Source organism: Aminobacter carboxidus, from assembly GCF_014863355.1.
GTDB classification, from domain to species: Bacteria; Pseudomonadota; Alphaproteobacteria; order Rhizobiales; family Rhizobiaceae; genus Aminobacter; species Aminobacter carboxidus.
In genome coordinates this window covers 279959-297788 of record NZ_JACZEP010000002.1, presented here as the reverse complement: position 1 = coordinate 297788, position 17830 = coordinate 279959, and the positions used below count along the sequence as shown (strand labels likewise).

Below are 17830 nucleotides of genomic sequence, written 5' to 3'. Positions count from 1 at the left end.
AGGATGGCTCACTGTAGCGATCCTAGCTTACGCTATTTGCCGACACGATCGCAGCGGCTGTGTGCTGTGGGACAGGAGAGCGCGAAGATGAATTACGCCAGGATGGTAATCGAAAAGGAAGCGCCGGAGGAATATGGCTACGACCGTATTCGCTACAATCTCTCGGAAAGTTCGATCGCCGACCAGAAGCTGTCCGAGATCGGCCTGTCTTTGCCCGACCTGACGCTGTTTTATGGCGAGCATCGCGGCGACAAGGCCCTGCGCGAGTTGATCGCCGGCCAGGATGCCGGGCTGTCAGCGGACCAAGTCCTGGTCACCGCAGGCGCTGCAGGCGCCTTGTTCATCATCGCCACCAGCCTGCTGTCCGACAAGGACCACCTCGTTGTGGTGCGGCCCAACTACGCCACCAACATCGAGACGCCGCGCGCCATCGGCTGCGCCATCAGCTACATCGATCTCGATTTCGACAAAGGCTTCGCGGTCGATCTCGCCGAAGTCGCCGCCGCCCTGCGTCCCAACACGCGCTACATCAGCGTCACCTGCCCGCACAATCCGACCGGCACCATCATGAGCCGAGCCGATCTCGACGGGCTGATCGCCATTGCCGAGCACCACGGCTGCTATCTGCTTGTCGACGAGACCTATCGCGACCTGAGCTATGGCCAGCGCCTGCCCGCCGCCGCATCGCTCAGTCCACGCACCATCAGCGTCTCGTCGCTGTCCAAAGCCTTCGGCATCCCCGGCATCCGCATCGGCTGGCTGGTCACCCAGGACGCCGAGCTCTACGAACGGTTTCTTGCCGCCAAGGAACAGATCGGCATTTGTGGCAGCGTCATCGACGAGGCCATCGCGCGTGCCATGCTCGAGCGCCGCGACGATTTCCTTGGCGCGCTGATGCCCGAGATGAAGCTGCGGCGTGACATCGTCCAGCAATGGATCGACCGCGAGCCGCTGGTCGAATGGGTCAGGCCGGAAGGCGGCGTCGTCGGCTTTCCCCGGTTCAATGTCGGCCCCGATTTCGATCTCGACCGCTTCTACACCGGGCTGCTTGAAAAGCACGGCGCCTATGTCGGCCCAGGCCACTGGTTCGAGATGCCGCGCAACCACTTCCGCGTCGGCTTCGGCTGGCCGACCGAAGCGCAGCTCAGGAGCGGGCTCGAAGCCATTTCCACAGCCCTGCGCGACCAGAACTGACCGTCAGCTCGAACTCCGGTCCATCGCACCGAGCTGCTGCACATGTTCGACAAAGCGCGCCTGTACCTGCACAAGCATGGTCTTCGACACCGACGAAGCCTCTATCGACGCTTGCCTCAGCGGCCTTGGCGTCGCCCAGGCCAACACCGCCTTCGTGACATCAGCGCTTGAGGCCGGCACCATCAGGCATCTGTGCCCGTCAGTGGACGCCACGCTCGGGGCATATTATGCGGTGGTGCATGCGCGCTCGAACGTTACCGATGCCTTCGTTGCCTGGCTCAAGAGCGAGGGCGAAGCCGGACATCGCCGTTAGGGCGCAACCATAAGACATTGCCGGGCTGCAGCCCGCCGAGGAGAAGTTGAGATGCATTGCCGGATAATTGGCGCACCCATCCAGGAAGGTACCGACCGCAGGGGCTGCGACATGGGCCCCAGCTCCTTGCGCACCGCTGGCCTCGTCGAGGCGCTCGTCGAGCTCGGTCATTCCGTCACCGACATGGGGCAGGTGGTGCCCACGCCAAAACAGGAGCTGGCGCACCCGAACAAGGCGTTGAAAGCCCTGCCCGCGATCGCGGCCTGGACTGCCGCCCTGGCCGACGCCGCCTACCAGATGGGCGCCGATGCGATGCCGATCTTCCTCGGCGGCGACCACAGCATGTCGGCGGGCACGGTCAGCGGCATCGCCCGGCGCGCGGCCGAACTCGGCAAGCCACTGTTCGTGCTCTGGCTCGACGCGCATCCTGATTTCCACACCCTCGACACCACGACCAGCGGCAATCTGCATGGCGTGCCGCTTGCCTATGCCAGCGGCCTATCCGGCTTCGAGGGCTTTTTCCCGACGCTTCGGGCCAAGGTCAGCCCGGAGCGTATCTGCGCGATTGGCATCCGCAGCGTCGATCCGGCCGAGCGTGTCGCGCTCGCCGAGGCCGGCGTCGTCGTCCACGACATGCGAGCCATCGACGAGCACGGCATCGCGCCGCTGCTGCGCGCCTTCCTCGAGCGCGTCGCGGCCGAAGGCGGCTTGCTGCATGTCAGCTTCGACGTCGACTTCCTCGACCCGGCGATCGCACCGGCCGTCGGCACCACCGTGCCCGGCGGAGCGACCTTCCGCGAGGCGCATCTGGTCATGGAAATGCTGCATGACAGCGGCCTGGTCACCAGCCTTGACCTTGTCGAGCTGAACCCCTTTCTCGACGAACGCGGCCGTACCGCAACGCTGATGGTCGACCTGACGGCGAGCCTGATGGGCCGCCGCATCATGGACCGTCCGACCCGGAGTTTCTGACCATGACCGAAAAACTGAACGTCGTTCCGTTCGTCAGCGTCGACCACATGATGAAGCTGGTGTTGGCGGTCGGCGTCGAGCGCTTCCTGACCGAGCTGTCGGCCTATGTCGAAGAGGATTTCCTGCGCTGGGAGCAGTTCGACAAGACGCCGCGCATCGCCTCGCACAGCCATGACGGCGTCATCGAGCTGATGCCGACAAGCGACGGCCACCTCTATGGCTTCAAATACGTCAACGGCCACCCCAAGAACACCCGCGACGGTCGCCAGACGGTGACCGCCTTCGGCGTGCTCGCCGATGTCGGCAACGGCTATCCGATGCTGCTGACCGAAATGACCATCCTGACCGCGCTGCGTACCGCAGCGACCTCGGCGGTGGCAGCCAAATATCTCGCACCCAAGGGTGCCGACACCATGGCCATCATCGGCAATGGCGCCCAGTCGGAGTTCCAGGCCCTAGCGTTCAAGGCGTTGCTTGGGGTGAACAAGCTCAGGCTCTACGACATCGACGCCTCGGCCTCGCGGAAATGCCAGGCGAACCTGGCGGACATGGGTTTCGACATTGTCATCTCGGACAACGCCCAGGACGCTGTCGAAGGCGCCCACATCATCACCACCGTCACCGCCGACAAGCAGCTGGCGACGATCCTGACCGACAACATGGTCGGCACCGGCGTACACATCAACGCCGTCGGCGGCGATTGCCCCGGCAAGACCGAACTGCACAAGGACATCCTGCTACGCTCCGACATCTTCGTCGAATTTCCGCCGCAGACCCGCATCGAGGGCGAGATCCAGCAATTGCCCGCCGACCACCCCGTCATCGAGCTGTGGCAGGTGATGGCAGGCAAGGCGCAAGGCCGCAGTTCGAGTGCACAGGTGACGCTGTTTGATTCGGTCGGCTTTGCCATCGAGGATTTCTCCGCCCTGCGCTACGTCAGGGACAAGCTGATCGACACCGGCCTGTTCGAGGAACTCGACCTGCTCGCCGACCCCGACGAGCCGCGCGACCTGTTCGGCATGCTGCTGCGCGCTGCCAAAGCGTCGGCCGCCTAGCTGGAATCGTCACCTCGCCAATCAGACTGCCAGGCGTTCGGCGCCACTGGCCCTGGCGTCTGTCGACGGGCTGCGACACGGCACGCTATCTTCTACGTTCGGCCTGCAGAGGGTGTGCTGGGTTCTGGGCCGGCCGCGCCGCAACCGCGATATTGATTCTGTTGCGCTTCGGGCGCCAGACGCGAAATTAGCGGCCGCGGTGACGACACGGCCATTTGCCGTGGACCAAGCCATTCGTCGAGGACAAGCTGCATTGAAGCGTCGCGGTTTCACCGCGGCCCTGAAACGACGAAGGCCGCGGTAAACCGCGGCCTTTTTCGTGGGATATTTGGAGCGGGTGAAGCGATTCGAACGCTCGACCCCAACCTTGGCAAGGTTGTGCTCTACCCCTGAGCTACACCCGCTCGCCGCGGCTCGTCGCCGCAACGGCTGCTATATGGCCGAAGCTCGCGGCGAATGCAACAGGGAAAAACCGCTCTTTTTTGAACTTTTTTCCGCAACACCCGCGAATCCCATATTTCCCTTCGGGAAGTACATGCCAGCCCCAAGCCGGACTTGTGCAGAAAGCCGGCTTTGCCCATAAACCTTGCGCACGGCAATTTCCGGAGCTGCGATGACCGCCTCGACGACACCCAAGATCCGCGCCGAACTGCTCGCCTTTCTGGCCGAGCTCGGCATCCCAGTGACCACCCACGACCATCCGCCGCTCTACACCGTCACCGATTCGCAGGCGCTGCGCGGCACCATCCCCGGCGGGCACACCAAGAACCTGTTCCTCAAGGACAAGAAGGACAGCTTCTTCCTGGTCACCGTCGATGAGGAGGCGACTGTCGACCTCAGGCAGATCCATCACCTGATCGGCGCGTCGGGCCGGGTCTCCTTCGGCAAGCCCGAGGCGCTGATGGAGTTGCTCGGTGTAGTGCCAGGTGCTGTCACCGTCTTCGGGCTGATCAACGATGCTTCGGCCAGGGTCAAGCTGGTGCTCGACGCCACCTTGATGGAAAACGCCGTGATCAACGCCCACCCGCTGACCAACGAGGCGACAACCTCGATTGCCAATGCCGATCTGCTGCGATTCGTCGAGGCAACCGGCCATGATGCTGTTATCTTGAAAGTCTCTGGCTGATCGCCACATGGTTGGCTGACAGCCGCGCAGCCTAACAGGGCGCATGCGAGAACGACATACCGGAAGAGTGAAGATGAGCAACGAAAGCAATCCCTTCGGCGGCATGAGCAGCCAGTACGCCACCAACGTGCAGTTTGGCGCGGCACCCGCCAATGACGCTGCACCTGCGGCCGATCTCATCAAGGACACGACGACCGCGGCCTTCACAGCCGATGTGATCCAGGAGTCGCGCAAGCAGCCGGTGCTGGTCGACTTCTGGGCGCCGTGGTGCGGCCCGTGCAAGCAACTGACCCCGGTGATCGAGCGCGTCGTCCAGGCCGCCGGTGGGCGGGTGAAGCTGGTCAAGATGAATATCGACGACCATCCCGCGATTGCCGGCCAGCTCGGCATCCAGTCGATTCCCGCCGTCATTGCGTTCAAGAACGGCCAGCCGGTCGACGGTTTCATGGGTGCCGTGCCCGAAAGCCAGATCCGCGACTTCATCGACAAGATCGCCGGCAAGGATGGCGGCCAGCCGCAGATCGCCGAGGCGCTTGCAGCCGCGACTGAAGCGCGCGAGGCCGGCGACCTGCAGACGGCGGTGCAGATCTATGACGCGGTGCTCGAACAGGCGCCCGACAATGTCGACGCCATTGCAGCGCTTGCCGACATCCTGTTCGAGGCCGGCGACATCGACGGCGCCAACGAAGTGCTGGCACGCGCACCCGAAGACAAGAAATCCACCCCGGCACTGGTTTCGGTCCGCGCCAAGATGGCACTCGCCGAAGAGGCGGCGGCACTTGGCGATTCAGCCGAGCTCGAACGCAAGCTGGCGCAGAACCCCGGCGATCACCAGGCGCGTTTCGACCTCGCCATGATCCAGAACGCCAAGGGCCAGCGCACCGAGGCGGCCGACAATCTGCTCGCCGTCGTCAAGGCGGACCGGACCTGGAACGACGACGGTGCCAGGGCACAACTTCTCAAGCTGTTCGAGGCCTGGGGCTTCACCGACGAGGTGACGCTTGCCACAAGGCGCAAGCTGTCGTCGCTGCTGTTTTCGTAGGCGCTGCGACAAAGCGGCCTTGCGTTTGGTTGCAGCCACCCCAGATGAATAACAGCTGAGGACAAGATGCAGGCAGGAAACGCGCACTACCGGCTCGACAGCGATCTGCCGACAACATTGGCAGTGTTCCCGCTGACGGCCGCCTTGCTGTTGCCAGGCGGGCGCATGCCACTCAACATCTTCGAGCCGCGCTATCTCCAGATGATCGACGACGCGATGTCCGGCTCGCGGCTGATCGGCATGATCCAGCCTTCGCTCGACGGCAATCTGCGTCCCGATGGCGAGCCGGCACTCTGCCCGGTAGGCTGTATCGGCCGCATCACTTCGCTCGCCGAAACAGGCGACGGCCGCTACCTGATCTCCCTGCAAGGCGTTTGCCGCTTTCGCATCACCCAGGAGCTGTTGGTCAAGACGCCGTTCCGGCAGTGCAAGATTGCCTCGTTCGCCGCCGACCTCAACGAGGACAAGGCCGGCGCGGAAGTCGACCGGCCGGCCTTGCTCAAGGCTTTCCGCACCTACCTCCAGGCCAACGAACTTGAGGCCGACTGGGAAAGCGTCAGCCGCGCCGACAATGCCATCCTGGTCAATGCGCTGTCGATGATGGCACCCTACGGTGCCGCCGAAAAGCAGGCACTGCTCGAAGCACCCGACCTCAAGACCCGCGCCGAGACGCTGATCGCGATCACCGAAATGGCGCTGGCGCGCGAGAACGAAGACTTCGGATCGAGCCTGCAATAGGTGGCCGGCCAGGAGAGCTGAATGGTTGAGGCCAACAAGCGCGATATCGACGTCAAGCTGCTCGAACTTTTGGCTTGCCCGCTGACCAAGGGGCCGCTGAAGTGGGATGCCGAGCGCGGCGAACTGGTCTCCAGACTGGCACGCCTCGCCTATCCCGTCCGTGACGGCATTCCGGTCATGCTGCCCTCCGAGGCGCGGCAGATCCTCGACACCGAAACCACACCCAAGAACGCCCCGCCGACGGACTAACTCACGACACCGAGCCGGAAGCGATTTGGTGATCCTGCGCCTCTCAAGGCGCCGCAGTGTTTGTTGCGCCCGAGTTCGCCAACTCCTCCTTCATTGAAAATTGCGCCCCTTGGGCATGACGCTGCTGGCCTTGCGGGCAAGCCGCTCATAACTCTGGGTAACACGCGGATCTTTTGCTGCTTTCTCCGCAGCGCTTTGCCGCGCTCCATTGGCCAGGGCGGGCGCGACCTGAGCATCGGCTGACGCCTGCAGCTCTTCCGACATCGCCGCCAGCCAATGCGTCAGGTCCTCCATCTTGTCGGCGACAATATGGATCACGCCCGATTCCGCCTGCAGCTTGCCAGTGACCCGGATGAACTTCGACCCCATGACGACAGGCCGGAAACGCTCGAAGACGCGGGCCCAGACGATGATGTTGGCGACCGAATTCTCATCCTCCAGGGTGAGGAAGATGGCGTTGCCCTTGCCCGGGCGCTGGCGGACCAGCACCAACCCGGCCACCGAGACGCGCCGGCCATCAGGCACCTCGGGCAGGCGGCCATTCGGGGTGATGCCGGCCTTGTCCAGCCGTTGCCGGAGGAAGGCCACCGGATGTGCCTTCAGCGACAGGCCGAGCGAACGGTAATCGTGGATGACATGCTCGCCGAGCGGCATGGCGGGCAGATACATCTGCGGCTCGCTGTCGGGCAAATGAACCTCTGGCTGGTCGAACAAGGGCAACATCTCGGCGGCACTCTTGCCGTCGAGCGCGCGCACCGCCCATAGCGCCTCGCGCCGGTCGAGTTCGATCGAGCGGAAGGCATCGGCCTGGGCAAGGAGCTCGATCTCGCCGACGTCGAGACCGGAGCGCAGCCAGACATCGCGCACCGAGACGTAACCCTTGCCTCGCCGTTCGACGAAGGTTTCCATCCTCTTTTCGCCCAGCCCCTTGATCTGGCGGAAGCCCAGCCGCACGGCGCGGCTTGTCTTGATGACCTCGCGCATCTCGGCGTGGCGGGCACGGATGCGCCTGGGATCGAAGCCGGAGCGTTCGAGCGTGCAATCCCAGTCGGAGCGGTTGATGTCGACGGCCCGGATCTCGACGCCATGATCCTCGGCATCGCGGACCAGTTGCGCCGGCCGGTAAAAGCCCATCGGCTGCGAGTTCAGGATCGCAGCACAAAAGACATCTGGGTAATAGGCCTTGAACCAGCACGAGGCATAGACAAGCAGCGCGAAGGCGGCGGCGTGGCTTTCGGGAAAGCCGTATTCGCCAAAACCCTCGATCTGCTTGAAGCAGCGCTCGGCGAAGTCACGCTCGTAGCCCCTGTCGACCATGCCCTTGACCATGCGGTCGCGGTAATTGCCGATCGTGCCGGTGCGCTTGAAAGTGGCCATGGCGCGCCTGAGCTGGTCGGCCTCGCCAGGCGTGAAACCGCCGGCAACGATGGCGATCTTCATCGCCTGTTCCTGGAACAGGGGCACCCCCAGTGTCTTGCCAAGGATGGCCTCGAGCTCCTTTTTGGGGAAATCAACCTTTTCCTTGCCCTGCCGGCGGCGGAGATAGGGATGCACCATGTCGCCCTGGATCGGACCTGGTCGGACGATCGCCACCTCGATGACGAGGTCATAGAATTCGCGTGGCTTGAGGCGCGGCAGCATCGACATCTGGGCCCGGCTCTCGATCTGGAAGACCCCGAGCGTGTCGGCGCGGCAGATCATGTCGTAGACCTTGGGATCCTCCGGCGGCAATGTTGCCAGCTCGAGCGGGCGGCCATGCCGGTCGCGTTCGTCGTAATGAGCCTCAAGCAGTTTGAAGGCCTTGCGCAGGCAGGTCAGCATGCCGAGCGCCAGCACATCGACCTTCAAGATACCGACGGCATCGAGGTCGTCCTTGTCCCACTCGACCATCTTGCGCTCGTCCATCGCCGTCTTGACGATCGGCACGATCTCATCGAGCCGATCCCGGGTGATGACGAAGCCGCCGACATGCTGGGACAAGTGGCGCGGAAACCCCATGATGCCGTTGGCATGTTCGATCACATGCCTGGTCACCGGATCGGCCTTGTCGAGCCCGCCTGCCGTCGCTTCCTTCTCGCCGAGCTCGGACGAGTACCAGCCCCAGATCGAGCCCGACATCGCCCCCCTGACATCGTCCGACAGGCCCATCGCCTTGGCCACCTCGCGCAGCGCCGAACGGCCGCGATAGGTGACGACGGAAGCCGCAAGCGCGGTGCGCTTGGCGCTGTATCTTTCGTAGATGAAGGCGATGACCTCGTCGCGCCGCTCATGCTCGAAGTCGACGTCGATATCCGGCGGCTCGCCACGTTCCTCGGAAATGAAGCGCTCGAACAGCACATCGACGATATCGGGTCCGACATCGGTGATACCTATGCAGAAGCAAATGACCGAATTGGCCGCCGAGCCACGTCCCTGGCAGAGGATATCCCTGGAGCGGGCGAACTGGACGATGTCGTGCACGGTGAGGAAATAACGGGCGTAGTTGAGCTTTTCGACGATGGCGAGCTCATGCCGGATGATGCCTTGGACCTTTTCCGGCACACCGTCGGGATAACGTTTCTTCGAGCCTTCCCAGGTCAGTCTTTCCAATTCCGCCTGTGGTTCGAGGCCCGATTCCGTCGGTTCGTCGGGATAATTGTATTTGAGCTCCTTCAGCGAGAAATGCAGGCTTTCGGCGAAGCGCAACGTCTCGGCAAGGGCTTCCGGATGCCGCTTGAAAGACCGGCTCATATCGGCAGGGCCCTTCAGATGGCGTTCGGCATTCGCCTTCAGCTCGAAACCGGCCTCGGCAACAGGCACGCCGAGGCGGATCGCAGTCAGCACATCCTGCAGCGGGCGCTGGCCAGGCGCATGGTAGAGCGCGTCATTGGTTGCCATCAGCGGCACGCCTGCCATGGCGGCCATAGCGGCGGCCTGCTCGATCCTGAAGCGGTCGTCGCCGCCAAAATTCGGTGCGACCGCCAGCCACAGAGAGGCACCGAACCGCGCCTTGAGACTGCGTAGAAACACGACATCAGTTTCCGTGGCCGCCGTGACGTCGGGCAGGACGGCAAGCGACAGCAGATCGCCCCATTCGAAAAGATCCTCCCGGTAGAGACGCGGCGCACCTTTTTCGCTTTCATCACGGGTATTGGCCTGGGTGAGCATGCGGCACAGATGCCCCCAACCCTTGCGGTCTTGTGGATAAGCGAGCATGTCGGGCGTGCCGTCGGCAAAAACCAGGCGGCAGCCGGGATGGTAGGCAAGTCCCTCCGTATCGGCCATCTTCCAGGCGCGCACGGTGCCCGCCACCGTGTTGCAGTCGGCAAGGCCGATCGCAGAAAGCCCCAGGAACTTCGCCGCGATCACCAGCTCTTCCGGTGCCGAAGCACCGCGCAGGAAAGAGAAATTCGACTGGATGCCGAATTCGGCATAGCTGGCAGCGACGGCCATGTTCATGCGAAGACCCCATGCAGGAACCAGCGCGGAACCGCCTTCGCGCTGTAGAGGCCCTGCCGGTAGAGCCAGTATCGACGGCCCTCGGCGTCCTCGATGCGGTAGTAGTCCCGCGTCGGCGCATCCGCGTCCTCGCGCCACCATTCCGGCGCGATGCGCTCGGGACCTTCTGCCCGAGCCACGCGATGCAGCGCCCGGCGCCAGCGGAAATTGAGCGGCGGGCCATCAGGAATCTCGGTCGCGGGAACGTCGATGGGTTCGGGTTGCCGGAACAGGCGGATGGGACGATCGGCCTGTCGAGGCCGCCCGCCGGCTTGTCGCACCTCCCTCTTCGGGCGCCCGGCCAGGCCTTTGCGCGCCTCCTCCTGGGCATATGGTCGTACCGGCGCGGCACGTTCCGGCAAATGACTTTCGACAGTGGCAGGTTCGAGCACCGCGGCTTCGCCAAGGCGCGCACCGATGCGATCGGCAAAGATCGCCAGCTCCTCGCCGCCATCCTCGACCTCGCCGGCAAGGTCCCCCTGGCGGGCGTCGAAGCGGGCGGTCGACAGCGCGGAGAGACGCACGAGGTCGAAGCCGTAGCCGGCATCGATGCCCTCGCCAAGCGTCGCCAGCCGCTCATGGAACAGCCTGCGCACCAATGTCGGTTCGCGGATGGGACGCGAGGCCCCGACCGTTATACGGCTGACCATGCCGTCAACCCTGAACAGCAGGAGTTCAAGCGCCCGCGCACCTTCCTCCCGGCGTTCGAGATCGACCTTCAGCGTGGCGGCCAGCAGGCCGATCAGCCTCTCGATGTCGTCGATGAGCGACAGCGGGTCGGCAAAATGGCGCTCGACCGAAAGGGCAGCGACCGGCAGGCGTGGCGAGATCGCCTCATCGAGCCGGCCCAACGCCTGGTCGAGGCGCTCGATGAGCTCAGTGCCGAAGCGGCGGACAAGCGGTGCCCGCGGCCCGTCCATGATCGCGCCGACCGTGCGCAGCCCCACGCTTTCGAGGCTGGCCTTCGTCCTGGCATCAATCCGCAGCGCCGCCAGCGGCAGGCGGGCAAAGAAATTGCGCTCGCTGCCCGGAGCCAGAATATGGCCGGTGGCGAAACGGGCAGCCGCCCACGCCGCGCCCGGGGTCGAGGCAAGACCGGCGCGCACGTCGAAACCCTGATGGAAAAAGCGGGCCATCAGATCGGCGAGCAGGGCCTTTTCGCCACCGAAGAGGTGAGCGCAGCCGGTGATATCGAGGAACAGCCCATTTTCTCCATCGATTGCGACCAACGGGGTGTAGCGGTCGCACCAGTCGGCAAGGCCTTCGAGCAACCGGCGATCGGCCTCGGGATCGGCTTCGACGACGTCGATGTCGGGATGCATGGCGCGCGCTTCGGCAATGCCCATGCCAGGCCGCAGCCGGAGCGTCTCAGCCCGTGCGTCGAGGCCGGCGATGCGCTGGGTGTTGCTCTCGCGATGGCTTGTTACCAGCGGCTTCGCCAACTGCGGGCTTGAACGCCAGGACCGCCCCAGCCTGCGCCGGAGGATGCGCTCGGCCGCGAGATGAGGAAACCACAGCGATACGATTCTCTGAACCGTCTCTTCGTTCTGCGAGGGTGTGTGCATCGGGGTTCCATTCCACAATGAAGCTGCCGGGGAGAGCCGTGCGGCTCTTGCCGATCTCGACAGCGAAAACAGGTGCGCCAATCGAACCGGCCAGCGGCCCAAGAAGCGTTTGCCGCAAGGTGGCCGGCGCAGGTGTGACGACCAGCCGGACGGGCGCTGCCGTCGGCTCCGGCGCGGCCGACTGGCGCAGCAGAAAGACGGGCCGGCCGCTGTCCTGCGCCCGGCGGTGCAGACGGCGCGTCGCCGTGAGGTCGACGCTGCGTGGATTGCCGCGCAGCTCGACGACGACGGCCGCGATCTCCACGATGCGGGCGGCCTCCTCGGCGATCCAGAGCACGTCGGCTGCTTTCGGCGCCTCGGCAAGCAACAGGCTTTCGGCTGATATGCCAAAGAAGCTGGCGAGGCCCGGCGCGTAGGGATGCCCCGCCTCCCGGAACATCTCTGTCGTGCCGACCCACAGCACCAGATCCCTGGGCCGCGACCGCTCCTTCAGCATGCCGCTGACAAGACAGAGAGCGAGCCCCGCAGCCGCACCGGCATTACGGGTTTCGGTGCCATGGATCTCGATCAACGCCGCCTTCGGCAAGCCACCGCCGAGCACCTCGTCGAGCCGCTCGACACCAGTCGGCAGGAAGAAGTCACGCGGCGAGGCGTGGCCGTTGCGGCGGACCAAAAGCCCCGCAACCGGCTGGCCGTCAGCAGGCGAGACCAGCCTTTCGGCCAGCGTTCCCTCGATCTTCGCTATCTTCTGGCGCAAGGCAAAAACGACATCCCGCGCCACGGCGCTGGTCGCCATGTCGATCTGCTTCCTGTAATTGTTCCTGTTATGTTCCTATAGATTCCAGAGGCGCTGGGGAGAGTCAAGCCGATTCAAGGAGAATTTATTCCTCTCCCGTCCTCTCGCCGTCGCCGCTAAATTGTCGCCCGAGCGGCAAAGGCCTCGTAAGCGAGGCGGCAAAGGGCTATATGCCCCCAAAAGGACAAAGAATGGCCCGCATCTACAAGACCCGCGCCTGGCACGACCAGCTTTCGCCCTCTATCGAGGAGCTGGAGTTGCTGGCGCTCGAATCCTATGCGCATCTGCCGGAGGAGTTTCGCCAGCTGACCGGCGAGGTCGTCATCCTGCTGGCCGAATTCCCCACCGACGAGATCATGGACGACCTGTCGCTGGAAACGCCGTTCGACCTGCTCGGCCTGTTCGAGGGCCGCGGCATCGCCGAGCGCTGGAACCCGCAGACCGGCGAAGGCCCCAACCGCGTCACGCTCTACCGCAGGGCGATCCTCGACTACTGGGCCGAGAACGAGGAGACGCTGGGCGACATCGTCACCCATGTGCTGATCCACGAGATCGGCCACCATTTCGGCCTGTCCGACGAGGACATGGAGCGGCTGGAGGAAGCCGCCGAATAGCGGCAGCCACCCCAACGATCAGTAATCGCTGAGCTTGGTGACGCCGGCTTCGTAATCGTGGCCTTCGACATCCTTCACCACGGCTTGGCCGCAACGCATCGTCTTGGTCTCGGCGTCGAACGAATAGGTCGGCGAGCCGAACAGGTGCCAGCCCTTGTTCACCGCAGCCGTGACCTTGTGGCAGAAGGTGGCGTCGTCGGGGCCGGTCAGGAAGCGGTAGAGTTTCATTTCTCGTCTCCGGTCATCTCAGCGATCATTGCCGCACGCGCCAGCACCTTCTCGGCCTGGACCAGATGCAGCCGCTCAACCATCTTGCCGCTGAGCGAGATTACACCTGAGGAGGCGGTGTCGGGAAGCGCGAAGGCCTCGACGACGGCCCGCGCTTCGGCAAGTGCTTCGGCTGAGGGCGAAAACGCTGCGTTGGCAGGGCCGATCTGTGCCGGGTGGATGACGGTCTTGCCCGAAAAACCCATGGCGGCGGCCTCGCCGCACTCCTGGCCAAAGGCGTCGAGATCGCGGAAATCGTTGGAGACGCTGTCAAGCATGTCGACGCCGCCGGCGCGGGCGCACAGCACCATCTGCATCAGCCATGGCTGGAGATAGCGGCGGTCGGGCGTGAGCTTGACGCCGGTGTCCTTGGCCAGGTCGTTGAGCCCGGCGATCAGGCACGACAGCCGTGCCGCGGGATCGCGGCCGAGCTCGGCGATGGCCGCCAGATTGACCAGTGCGCGTGGCGTCTCGATCATCGCCCACAGCTTCAGCGTGTCGGGCGCGTCGGCCTCGTCGAGCACGTCGTTGGCCTCGAGCAGGTCGCGCGGCGTCTCGATCTTGGGCAGCACCACGCCATCGGTGGCCCAGCCGCCGGCAGCCGCGAGATCGTCCGTACCCCACGCGCTTTTCAGCCCATTGATGCGCACGACATATTCGCGCGCACCGGCCGGCCGTGCGGCGAAGAACTGGGCCAGCCTGTCGCGTGCCGCCGCCTTGTGCTCGGGCAGCACGGCATCTTCCAGGTCGAAGATGACCGTATCGCAGGCAAGCTGCGACAGCTTGGCGATCGCCTTTTCGTTGGTGGCGGGCACGAAAAGCACTGAGCGGCGCGGACGGGGGACAGAATGTGACATCTGGACTTCTTGCCCGGCAATGCTGGTCCTTGCAAGGGCTTGCCCGGCGGTGGCGTAACTGCTTTTGTCCTCCATCACAGCAGACGGGAACACTCCATGGCACGCTACGACGTGGTCATCACAGGCGGCGCGATCGTCGGCAGCTCGATCGCCTATTATCTGCGCGAGGAGGGTTTTACCGGCTCGATCGCGCTGATCGAGCGCGACCCGCAATTCGCCCATGCCGCGACCACATTGTCCTGCGCCTCGATCCGCCAGCAATTCTCGATCCCCGAAAACATCCGCCTGTCGCAGTTCACGCTCGGCTTGTTCCGGCGGCTGAAGGACGAGTTCGGGTCCGACGCCGACATCGGTTTCCGCGAGGGCGGCTACCTGATCCTCGCCGGCGACAACGGCCTGCCGATCCTCAGGGCCAACCACGCAGCACAATTGGCCGAGGGCGCCGACATCGTGCTCGAGAATGCCGAACAGCTGCAAAAGCGCTTTTCCTGGATCTCGACCGAGGGCATCTCCGCCGGCGCCTATGGGCTGACGGGCGAAGGCTGGTTCGATGCGCATGCCATGCTCGGCCTGTTTCGCAAGGCGCTGAAGACCAAAAACATCGACCTGATCACATCAGAGGTCACCGGCATCGAACGTCAGGGCAACCGCATTGTTGCCGTCACCCTCGCCAGCGGCGAGCGTCTGGAGGCCGGCACGCTGTTCAACGCTGCCGGGCCGAACGCCGGCAAGGTCTCCGCCATGGCCGGCATCGCGCTGCCGGTCGAGCCACGCAAGCGCAACGTCTTTGTCTTCGAAGCGCGGGACAAATTCGCCGACATGCCGCTGATGGTTGACCCGAGCGGCGTCTATGTCCGGCCCGAGGGTTCGGTCTACATCACAGGTGGGGCCGAGAACGAGGACGGCGAGTTGGCCGCCGACATCAAAGATTTCAACCCCGACTGGGGGCTGTTCGAAGAGGTGATCTGGCCGGTGCTGGCAACCCGCGTGCCGGCCTTCGAGGCGATCAAGGCGACACAGGCCTGGGTCGGGCATTACGACTACAACGCGCTCGACCAGAATGCCGTCATCGGCCCGCATCCGGAGGTTACAAACTTCGTCTTCGCCAACGGCTTTTCCGGCCACGGCCTGCAGCAGGCCCCGGCAGTGGGCAAGGCGCTGGCCGAGCTTCTGGTCCATGGCGGCTACCGCACCATCGACTGCTCGGCCTTCGGCTACCAGCGCGTCGCCGAGGGGCGGGCATTTCGCGAACTGAACGTGATCTAGGGTTTGGCCCTGCCTCATCCTGAGCTTGTCGAAAAATGGGCGCAATACGCCTTGCACCCCACCCTCTATCCCTCCCCACAAGGGGGAGGGAGGATATCGGTGCCACCGCCTGTCCACTCACCCCCTCTCCGGTCGCTTCGCGGCCACCTCTCCCCCACTTTGTGGGGGAGAGGAACCGAGATTCTGTGAAGCCGCATCTGTTCGCGCGGCCTCCGCCCTGTGCAACCAGCGCCGAGATTCCGCCCACACGCTTGGCGATCCCTCGCCCCCACGCAGTGGGGAGAGGTGCCGCGCGCAGCGAGGCGGGGGTATTTTCCATCCCGCCCTTTGACCGGGACCCGCGTTGCCACCCCTAACGTCCTGCACCGAAATGCGCTTCGCGACCGTCATGGCATGGATCCCCGTAACCCTGCGCGGCTTCGCCGCTTCGGGCACGAGGATGACGAGGAAGGGGCGTTGCCGCCAAACGCGAACGTTGGCGATTGTCGAGAGCACCACGAGGGCGAAGAGACTCGGAATGAGGGCTTGTGAGGGCACCAAGGCATCCGTCATCCTCGGGTCGGAGCACGAGCGCAGCGAGTGCGGAGATCCCGGGGATCCATGCCGCGACAGTCGTGAAGCCCATTTCGGTGCAAGCATGCCCCGTCCATTCGCCTTGGCTGTTTCATGGCGAAAACCTTTCGTTCGGACGAGCGCATGGTTTGCGTTCCCGGCACACCGCGGCCAGCCGGGTTTGCCTGGGAAGCTGACGCATGGGGGCGCCTTCTTCTGTATTCTGAATGCGGCACGCCGCCGCCAGTGCTCTTGCCCCGCCCTCATGCCGTTCAACGCATTTTCGCGTCGGCTGGCGGGGCCTTGACCTGAAGGGATTTGCCCTCCGCTATGGCTCCGGGCGTTCGTCATTCGAAAAGCCAAACCATTGGCTTTTCGTCCGCTTTGCGGACCATTCCTCACCCCAGCAACGCCAACGTTAGCGCCGCCGGCCAAGCCCCCTCACCTGATAACCCGGTGCGCACCAGGTTTCCCTTGACGGAGATGGGCTGATCTTAAGCTTGGCTTTTGGGGCGTGGATAAATCGGGTGAAAGTTTTTTTAAGGGAAGCGGGAACAAGGAGTTGGGGAAAACCAAGACCGTATTTTATGCAACAGCGACCTTGGAGATAAATTGTTAATATTCAGTAATGTCAATTCCTCGCATCGCCTCGAATAGAAGCTTTATTTCCACGTTATCGCGCTTTCTGACCTGTCGTTGTTTTTGCACAAAACTACGCGAAGTCTGGATATTTCTTGCATGATCATAGAAGATGACTTTTCGATCAACCATTGGCTTGAAGAATGGCTTCGCCATCAGGCCTTTCTTGTCGGAAAGCCAACCATGACGAAACCCTTCATAGGCCAGTAGCCATGTCCAATCAGAAAGCACGCTCTCTTCAGATATTCGTGTTTCCCAATTATCTTTTGGAAGCGTCCCGAGTCCCATCCCCTTAGCCTTCATGTCCAGAAGAATGAGCGCGATAGCACTGGCCTTTTTCGAGATTTCTCTCCGCAAGATGCACGAAACGCTCACCAATCCGCTTTGCAGATACGCTCTTCGTATGGTGCTGTAAGTTCAAGATAATTCGACAAATGCGATCCATGGAATTCGGGGCGACAATAGACGCCTTCAGGAGGAACGACTCCATGGCTTCAACATCGGCCCTACCTATCTGTGAATTCTCTATCACAGATAAAGCATAGTTTATTACTGGTTCCGAACCGTAGTCGGCCTGAAGCCGCAGGCACATGTTGAGGAATTCTCGAAGCCTTGCCCCTCTCAAGGCACCCGGCCGATGAGAAAGGAATGCGCCAATCTCCGATATCCAAACAGCTTGCTGAGTAGCAACTATGTGTTGAATCGACGTCTTACTGCCATTAATATCAAGCCCATACGAACGGTAGAGACCGCTAATAGTTGATAGAACTTTTTCAGCTGCCTCCAGGGTCCCCACCCCAACTGCCCAATCATCTTGTAAGCGATCCACTGAGCCGGGCAGGAGGCTGCTGTAATGGCCTTTGAAATCGGCATCGATTCGAGCCGAAATAATCTCGGCAATAATTCGCGATGTCTCTGGGCCAATTGGTATCCCAATTGTCTGATTGCGATTGCAAGAACGAACCAAGACATCGAGGCGGTCGGCAAAAGAACCATCGTAGTACCCCATGCGTTGCTTGACACGCTCCTTGCCATAGGCTGCCCAAGGGATCGAATGAGTATAAATCGAAGGATAAAACCGCGAAATATCAGTTTTTACCAACCAATC

Annotated in this window: 17 protein-coding genes and 1 tRNA gene; 10 read left to right on the top strand and 8 right to left on the bottom strand. The window is 63.1% G+C overall.

All coding sequences use genetic code 11. The annotated features are described in order from the left end of the window. Nucleotides 1-87 precede the first annotated feature (87 nt). The 4 genes from IHE39_RS09030 to ocd all read left to right on the top strand — a co-directional run bounded on the left by IHE39_RS09030 (nucleotide 88) and on the right by ocd (nucleotide 3534). Nucleotides 88-1194 (top strand): aminotransferase class I/II-fold pyridoxal phosphate-dependent enzyme, encoded by a 1107-nt coding sequence (locus IHE39_RS09030; protein ID WP_192566246.1) that lies wholly within the window; start codon nucleotides 88-90, stop codon nucleotides 1192-1194. 76 nt (nucleotides 1195-1270) lie between these two features. Next, on the top strand, nucleotides 1271-1507 hold the full coding sequence (locus tag IHE39_RS09025; protein WP_192566245.1) for a type 2 periplasmic-binding domain-containing protein: 237 nt from the start codon (nucleotides 1271-1273) through the stop codon (nucleotides 1505-1507). Between the two features lie 51 nt (nucleotides 1508-1558). Next, complete coding sequence (gene rocF / locus IHE39_RS09020) at nucleotides 1559-2479, top strand: arginase (RefSeq protein ID WP_192566244.1); 921 nt, start codon at nucleotides 1559-1561, stop codon at nucleotides 2477-2479. A gap of 2 nt (nucleotides 2480-2481) precedes the next feature. After that, a complete protein-coding gene (gene ocd, locus IHE39_RS09015; protein WP_192566243.1) occupies nucleotides 2482-3534 on the top strand; it encodes an ornithine cyclodeaminase in 1053 nt (350 codons plus the stop codon). Between the two features lie 329 nt (nucleotides 3535-3863). Here ocd and IHE39_RS09010 read toward each other — a convergent pair. Continuing rightward, nucleotides 3864-3938, bottom strand: a tRNA-Gly gene (locus tag IHE39_RS09010). Between the two features lie 209 nt (nucleotides 3939-4147). On the opposite strand from IHE39_RS09010, the gene IHE39_RS09005 reads away from it, so the two are divergent. From IHE39_RS09005 to IHE39_RS08990, 4 genes are all read left to right on the top strand, one after another. Next, nucleotides 4148-4660, top strand: a complete 513-nt coding sequence (locus IHE39_RS09005; protein WP_192566242.1) for a prolyl-tRNA synthetase associated domain-containing protein — start codon at nucleotides 4148-4150, stop codon at nucleotides 4658-4660. Nucleotides 4661-4733: 73 nt separating this feature from the next. Continuing rightward, nucleotides 4734-5702: a thioredoxin gene (trxA, locus tag IHE39_RS09000; RefSeq protein WP_192566241.1), complete on the top strand. Its 969-nt coding sequence runs from the start codon at nucleotides 4734-4736 to the stop codon at nucleotides 5700-5702. Nucleotides 5703-5768: 66 nt separating this feature from the next. After that, nucleotides 5769-6440, top strand: coding sequence for an LON peptidase substrate-binding domain-containing protein (locus IHE39_RS08995; protein WP_192566240.1), 672 nt, complete (start codon nucleotides 5769-5771; stop codon nucleotides 6438-6440). A gap of 21 nt (nucleotides 6441-6461) precedes the next feature. Then, nucleotides 6462-6689 (top strand): Trm112 family protein, encoded by a 228-nt coding sequence (locus tag IHE39_RS08990; RefSeq protein WP_192566239.1) that lies wholly within the window; start codon nucleotides 6462-6464, stop codon nucleotides 6687-6689. Between the two features lie 90 nt (nucleotides 6690-6779). Here IHE39_RS08990 and IHE39_RS08985 read toward each other — a convergent pair whose 3' ends face one another. From IHE39_RS08985 to IHE39_RS30595, 3 genes are read right to left on the bottom strand one after another with little or no spacing between them, the layout of a single operon-like run. Beyond that, nucleotides 6780-10127: an error-prone DNA polymerase gene (locus IHE39_RS08985; RefSeq protein ID WP_192566238.1), complete on the bottom strand. Its 3348-nt coding sequence runs from the start codon at nucleotides 10125-10127 to the stop codon at nucleotides 6780-6782. Next, nucleotides 10124-11608 (bottom strand): Y-family DNA polymerase, encoded by a 1485-nt coding sequence (locus IHE39_RS08980; protein ID WP_246485435.1) that lies wholly within the window; start codon nucleotides 11606-11608, stop codon nucleotides 10124-10126. Before IHE39_RS08980 ends, IHE39_RS08985 begins: the two co-directional genes overlap by 4 nt. Then, entirely contained in the window at nucleotides 11535-12527 is a 993-nt protein-coding gene (locus tag IHE39_RS30595) for an ImuA family protein (protein ID WP_246485434.1), read from the bottom strand. Before IHE39_RS30595 ends, IHE39_RS08980 begins: the two co-directional genes overlap by 74 nt. A gap of 191 nt (nucleotides 12528-12718) precedes the next feature. On the opposite strand from IHE39_RS30595, the gene IHE39_RS08975 reads away from it, so the two are divergent. Continuing rightward, nucleotides 12719-13141: a metallopeptidase family protein gene (locus IHE39_RS08975; protein WP_184768314.1), complete on the top strand. Its 423-nt coding sequence runs from the start codon at nucleotides 12719-12721 to the stop codon at nucleotides 13139-13141. Nucleotides 13142-13159: 18 nt separating this feature from the next. Here the strand turns inward: IHE39_RS08975 and IHE39_RS08970 are convergent, their stop codons facing one another. Next, the gene (locus IHE39_RS08970) at nucleotides 13160-13369 is read right to left on the bottom strand and encodes a DUF1737 domain-containing protein (RefSeq protein WP_184768315.1); all 210 of its coding nucleotides are present in this window, start codon (nucleotides 13367-13369) and stop codon (nucleotides 13160-13162) included. After that, complete coding sequence (locus IHE39_RS08965; protein WP_192566236.1) at nucleotides 13366-14265, bottom strand: HpcH/HpaI aldolase/citrate lyase family protein; 900 nt, start codon at nucleotides 14263-14265, stop codon at nucleotides 13366-13368. The genes IHE39_RS08970 and IHE39_RS08965 overlap by 4 nt, the downstream gene beginning before the upstream one ends. A gap of 96 nt (nucleotides 14266-14361) precedes the next feature. Between IHE39_RS08965 and IHE39_RS08960 the strand changes: the two genes are divergently transcribed. Next, the gene (locus IHE39_RS08960) at nucleotides 14362-15531 is read left to right on the top strand and encodes an NAD(P)/FAD-dependent oxidoreductase (RefSeq protein ID WP_192566235.1); all 1170 of its coding nucleotides are present in this window, start codon (nucleotides 14362-14364) and stop codon (nucleotides 15529-15531) included. Nucleotides 15532-16698: 1167 nt separating this feature from the next. Here IHE39_RS08960 and IHE39_RS30425 read toward each other — a convergent pair. Together IHE39_RS30425 and IHE39_RS30420 are read right to left on the bottom strand one after the other, a co-directional pair. Further along, nucleotides 16699-17010, bottom strand: a complete 312-nt coding sequence (locus IHE39_RS30425) for a hypothetical protein (RefSeq protein WP_210327528.1) — start codon at nucleotides 17008-17010, stop codon at nucleotides 16699-16701. A 4-nt stretch (nucleotides 17011-17014) separates the two neighbouring features. After that, the gene (locus tag IHE39_RS30420; protein WP_210327527.1) at nucleotides 17015-17824 is read right to left on the bottom strand and encodes an RNA-directed DNA polymerase; all 810 of its coding nucleotides are present in this window, start codon (nucleotides 17822-17824) and stop codon (nucleotides 17015-17017) included. Between the last annotated feature and the right edge of the window lie 6 nt (nucleotides 17825-17830).

What these genes read in the sequence shown, in the direction of transcription:
- IHE39_RS09030 (WP_192566246.1), top strand. Translation starts at nt 88, where the DNA reads ATGAATTACGCCAGGATGGTAATCGAAAAGGAAGCGCCGGAGGAATAT.
- IHE39_RS09025 (WP_192566245.1), top strand. Translation starts at nt 1,271, where the DNA reads ATGGTCTTCGACACCGACGAAGCCTCTATCGACGCTTGCCTCAGCGGC.
- rocF (WP_192566244.1), top strand. Translation starts at nt 1,559, where the DNA reads ATGCATTGCCGGATAATTGGCGCACCCATCCAGGAAGGTACCGACCGC.
- ocd (WP_192566243.1), top strand. Translation starts at nt 2,482, where the DNA reads ATGACCGAAAAACTGAACGTCGTTCCGTTCGTCAGCGTCGACCACATG.
- IHE39_RS09005 (WP_192566242.1), top strand. Translation starts at nt 4,148, where the DNA reads ATGACCGCCTCGACGACACCCAAGATCCGCGCCGAACTGCTCGCCTTT.
- trxA (WP_192566241.1), top strand. Translation starts at nt 4,734, where the DNA reads ATGAGCAACGAAAGCAATCCCTTCGGCGGCATGAGCAGCCAGTACGCC.
- IHE39_RS08995 (WP_192566240.1), top strand. Translation starts at nt 5,769, where the DNA reads ATGCAGGCAGGAAACGCGCACTACCGGCTCGACAGCGATCTGCCGACA.
- IHE39_RS08990 (WP_192566239.1), top strand. Translation starts at nt 6,462, where the DNA reads ATGGTTGAGGCCAACAAGCGCGATATCGACGTCAAGCTGCTCGAACTT.
- IHE39_RS08985 (WP_192566238.1), bottom strand. Translation starts at nt 10,127, where the DNA reads ATGAACATGGCCGTCGCTGCCAGCTATGCCGAATTCGGCATCCAGTCG.
- IHE39_RS30595 (WP_246485434.1), bottom strand. Translation starts at nt 12,527, where the DNA reads ATGGCGACCAGCGCCGTGGCGCGGGATGTCGTTTTTGCCTTGCGCCAG.
- IHE39_RS08975 (WP_184768314.1), top strand. Translation starts at nt 12,719, where the DNA reads ATGGCCCGCATCTACAAGACCCGCGCCTGGCACGACCAGCTTTCGCCC.
- IHE39_RS08970 (WP_184768315.1), bottom strand. Translation starts at nt 13,369, where the DNA reads ATGAAACTCTACCGCTTCCTGACCGGCCCCGACGACGCCACCTTCTGC.
- IHE39_RS08965 (WP_192566236.1), bottom strand. Translation starts at nt 14,265, where the DNA reads ATGTCACATTCTGTCCCCCGTCCGCGCCGCTCAGTGCTTTTCGTGCCC.
- IHE39_RS08960 (WP_192566235.1), top strand. Translation starts at nt 14,362, where the DNA reads ATGGCACGCTACGACGTGGTCATCACAGGCGGCGCGATCGTCGGCAGC.
- IHE39_RS30425 (WP_210327528.1), bottom strand. Translation starts at nt 17,010, where the DNA reads ATGGGACTCGGGACGCTTCCAAAAGATAATTGGGAAACACGAATATCT.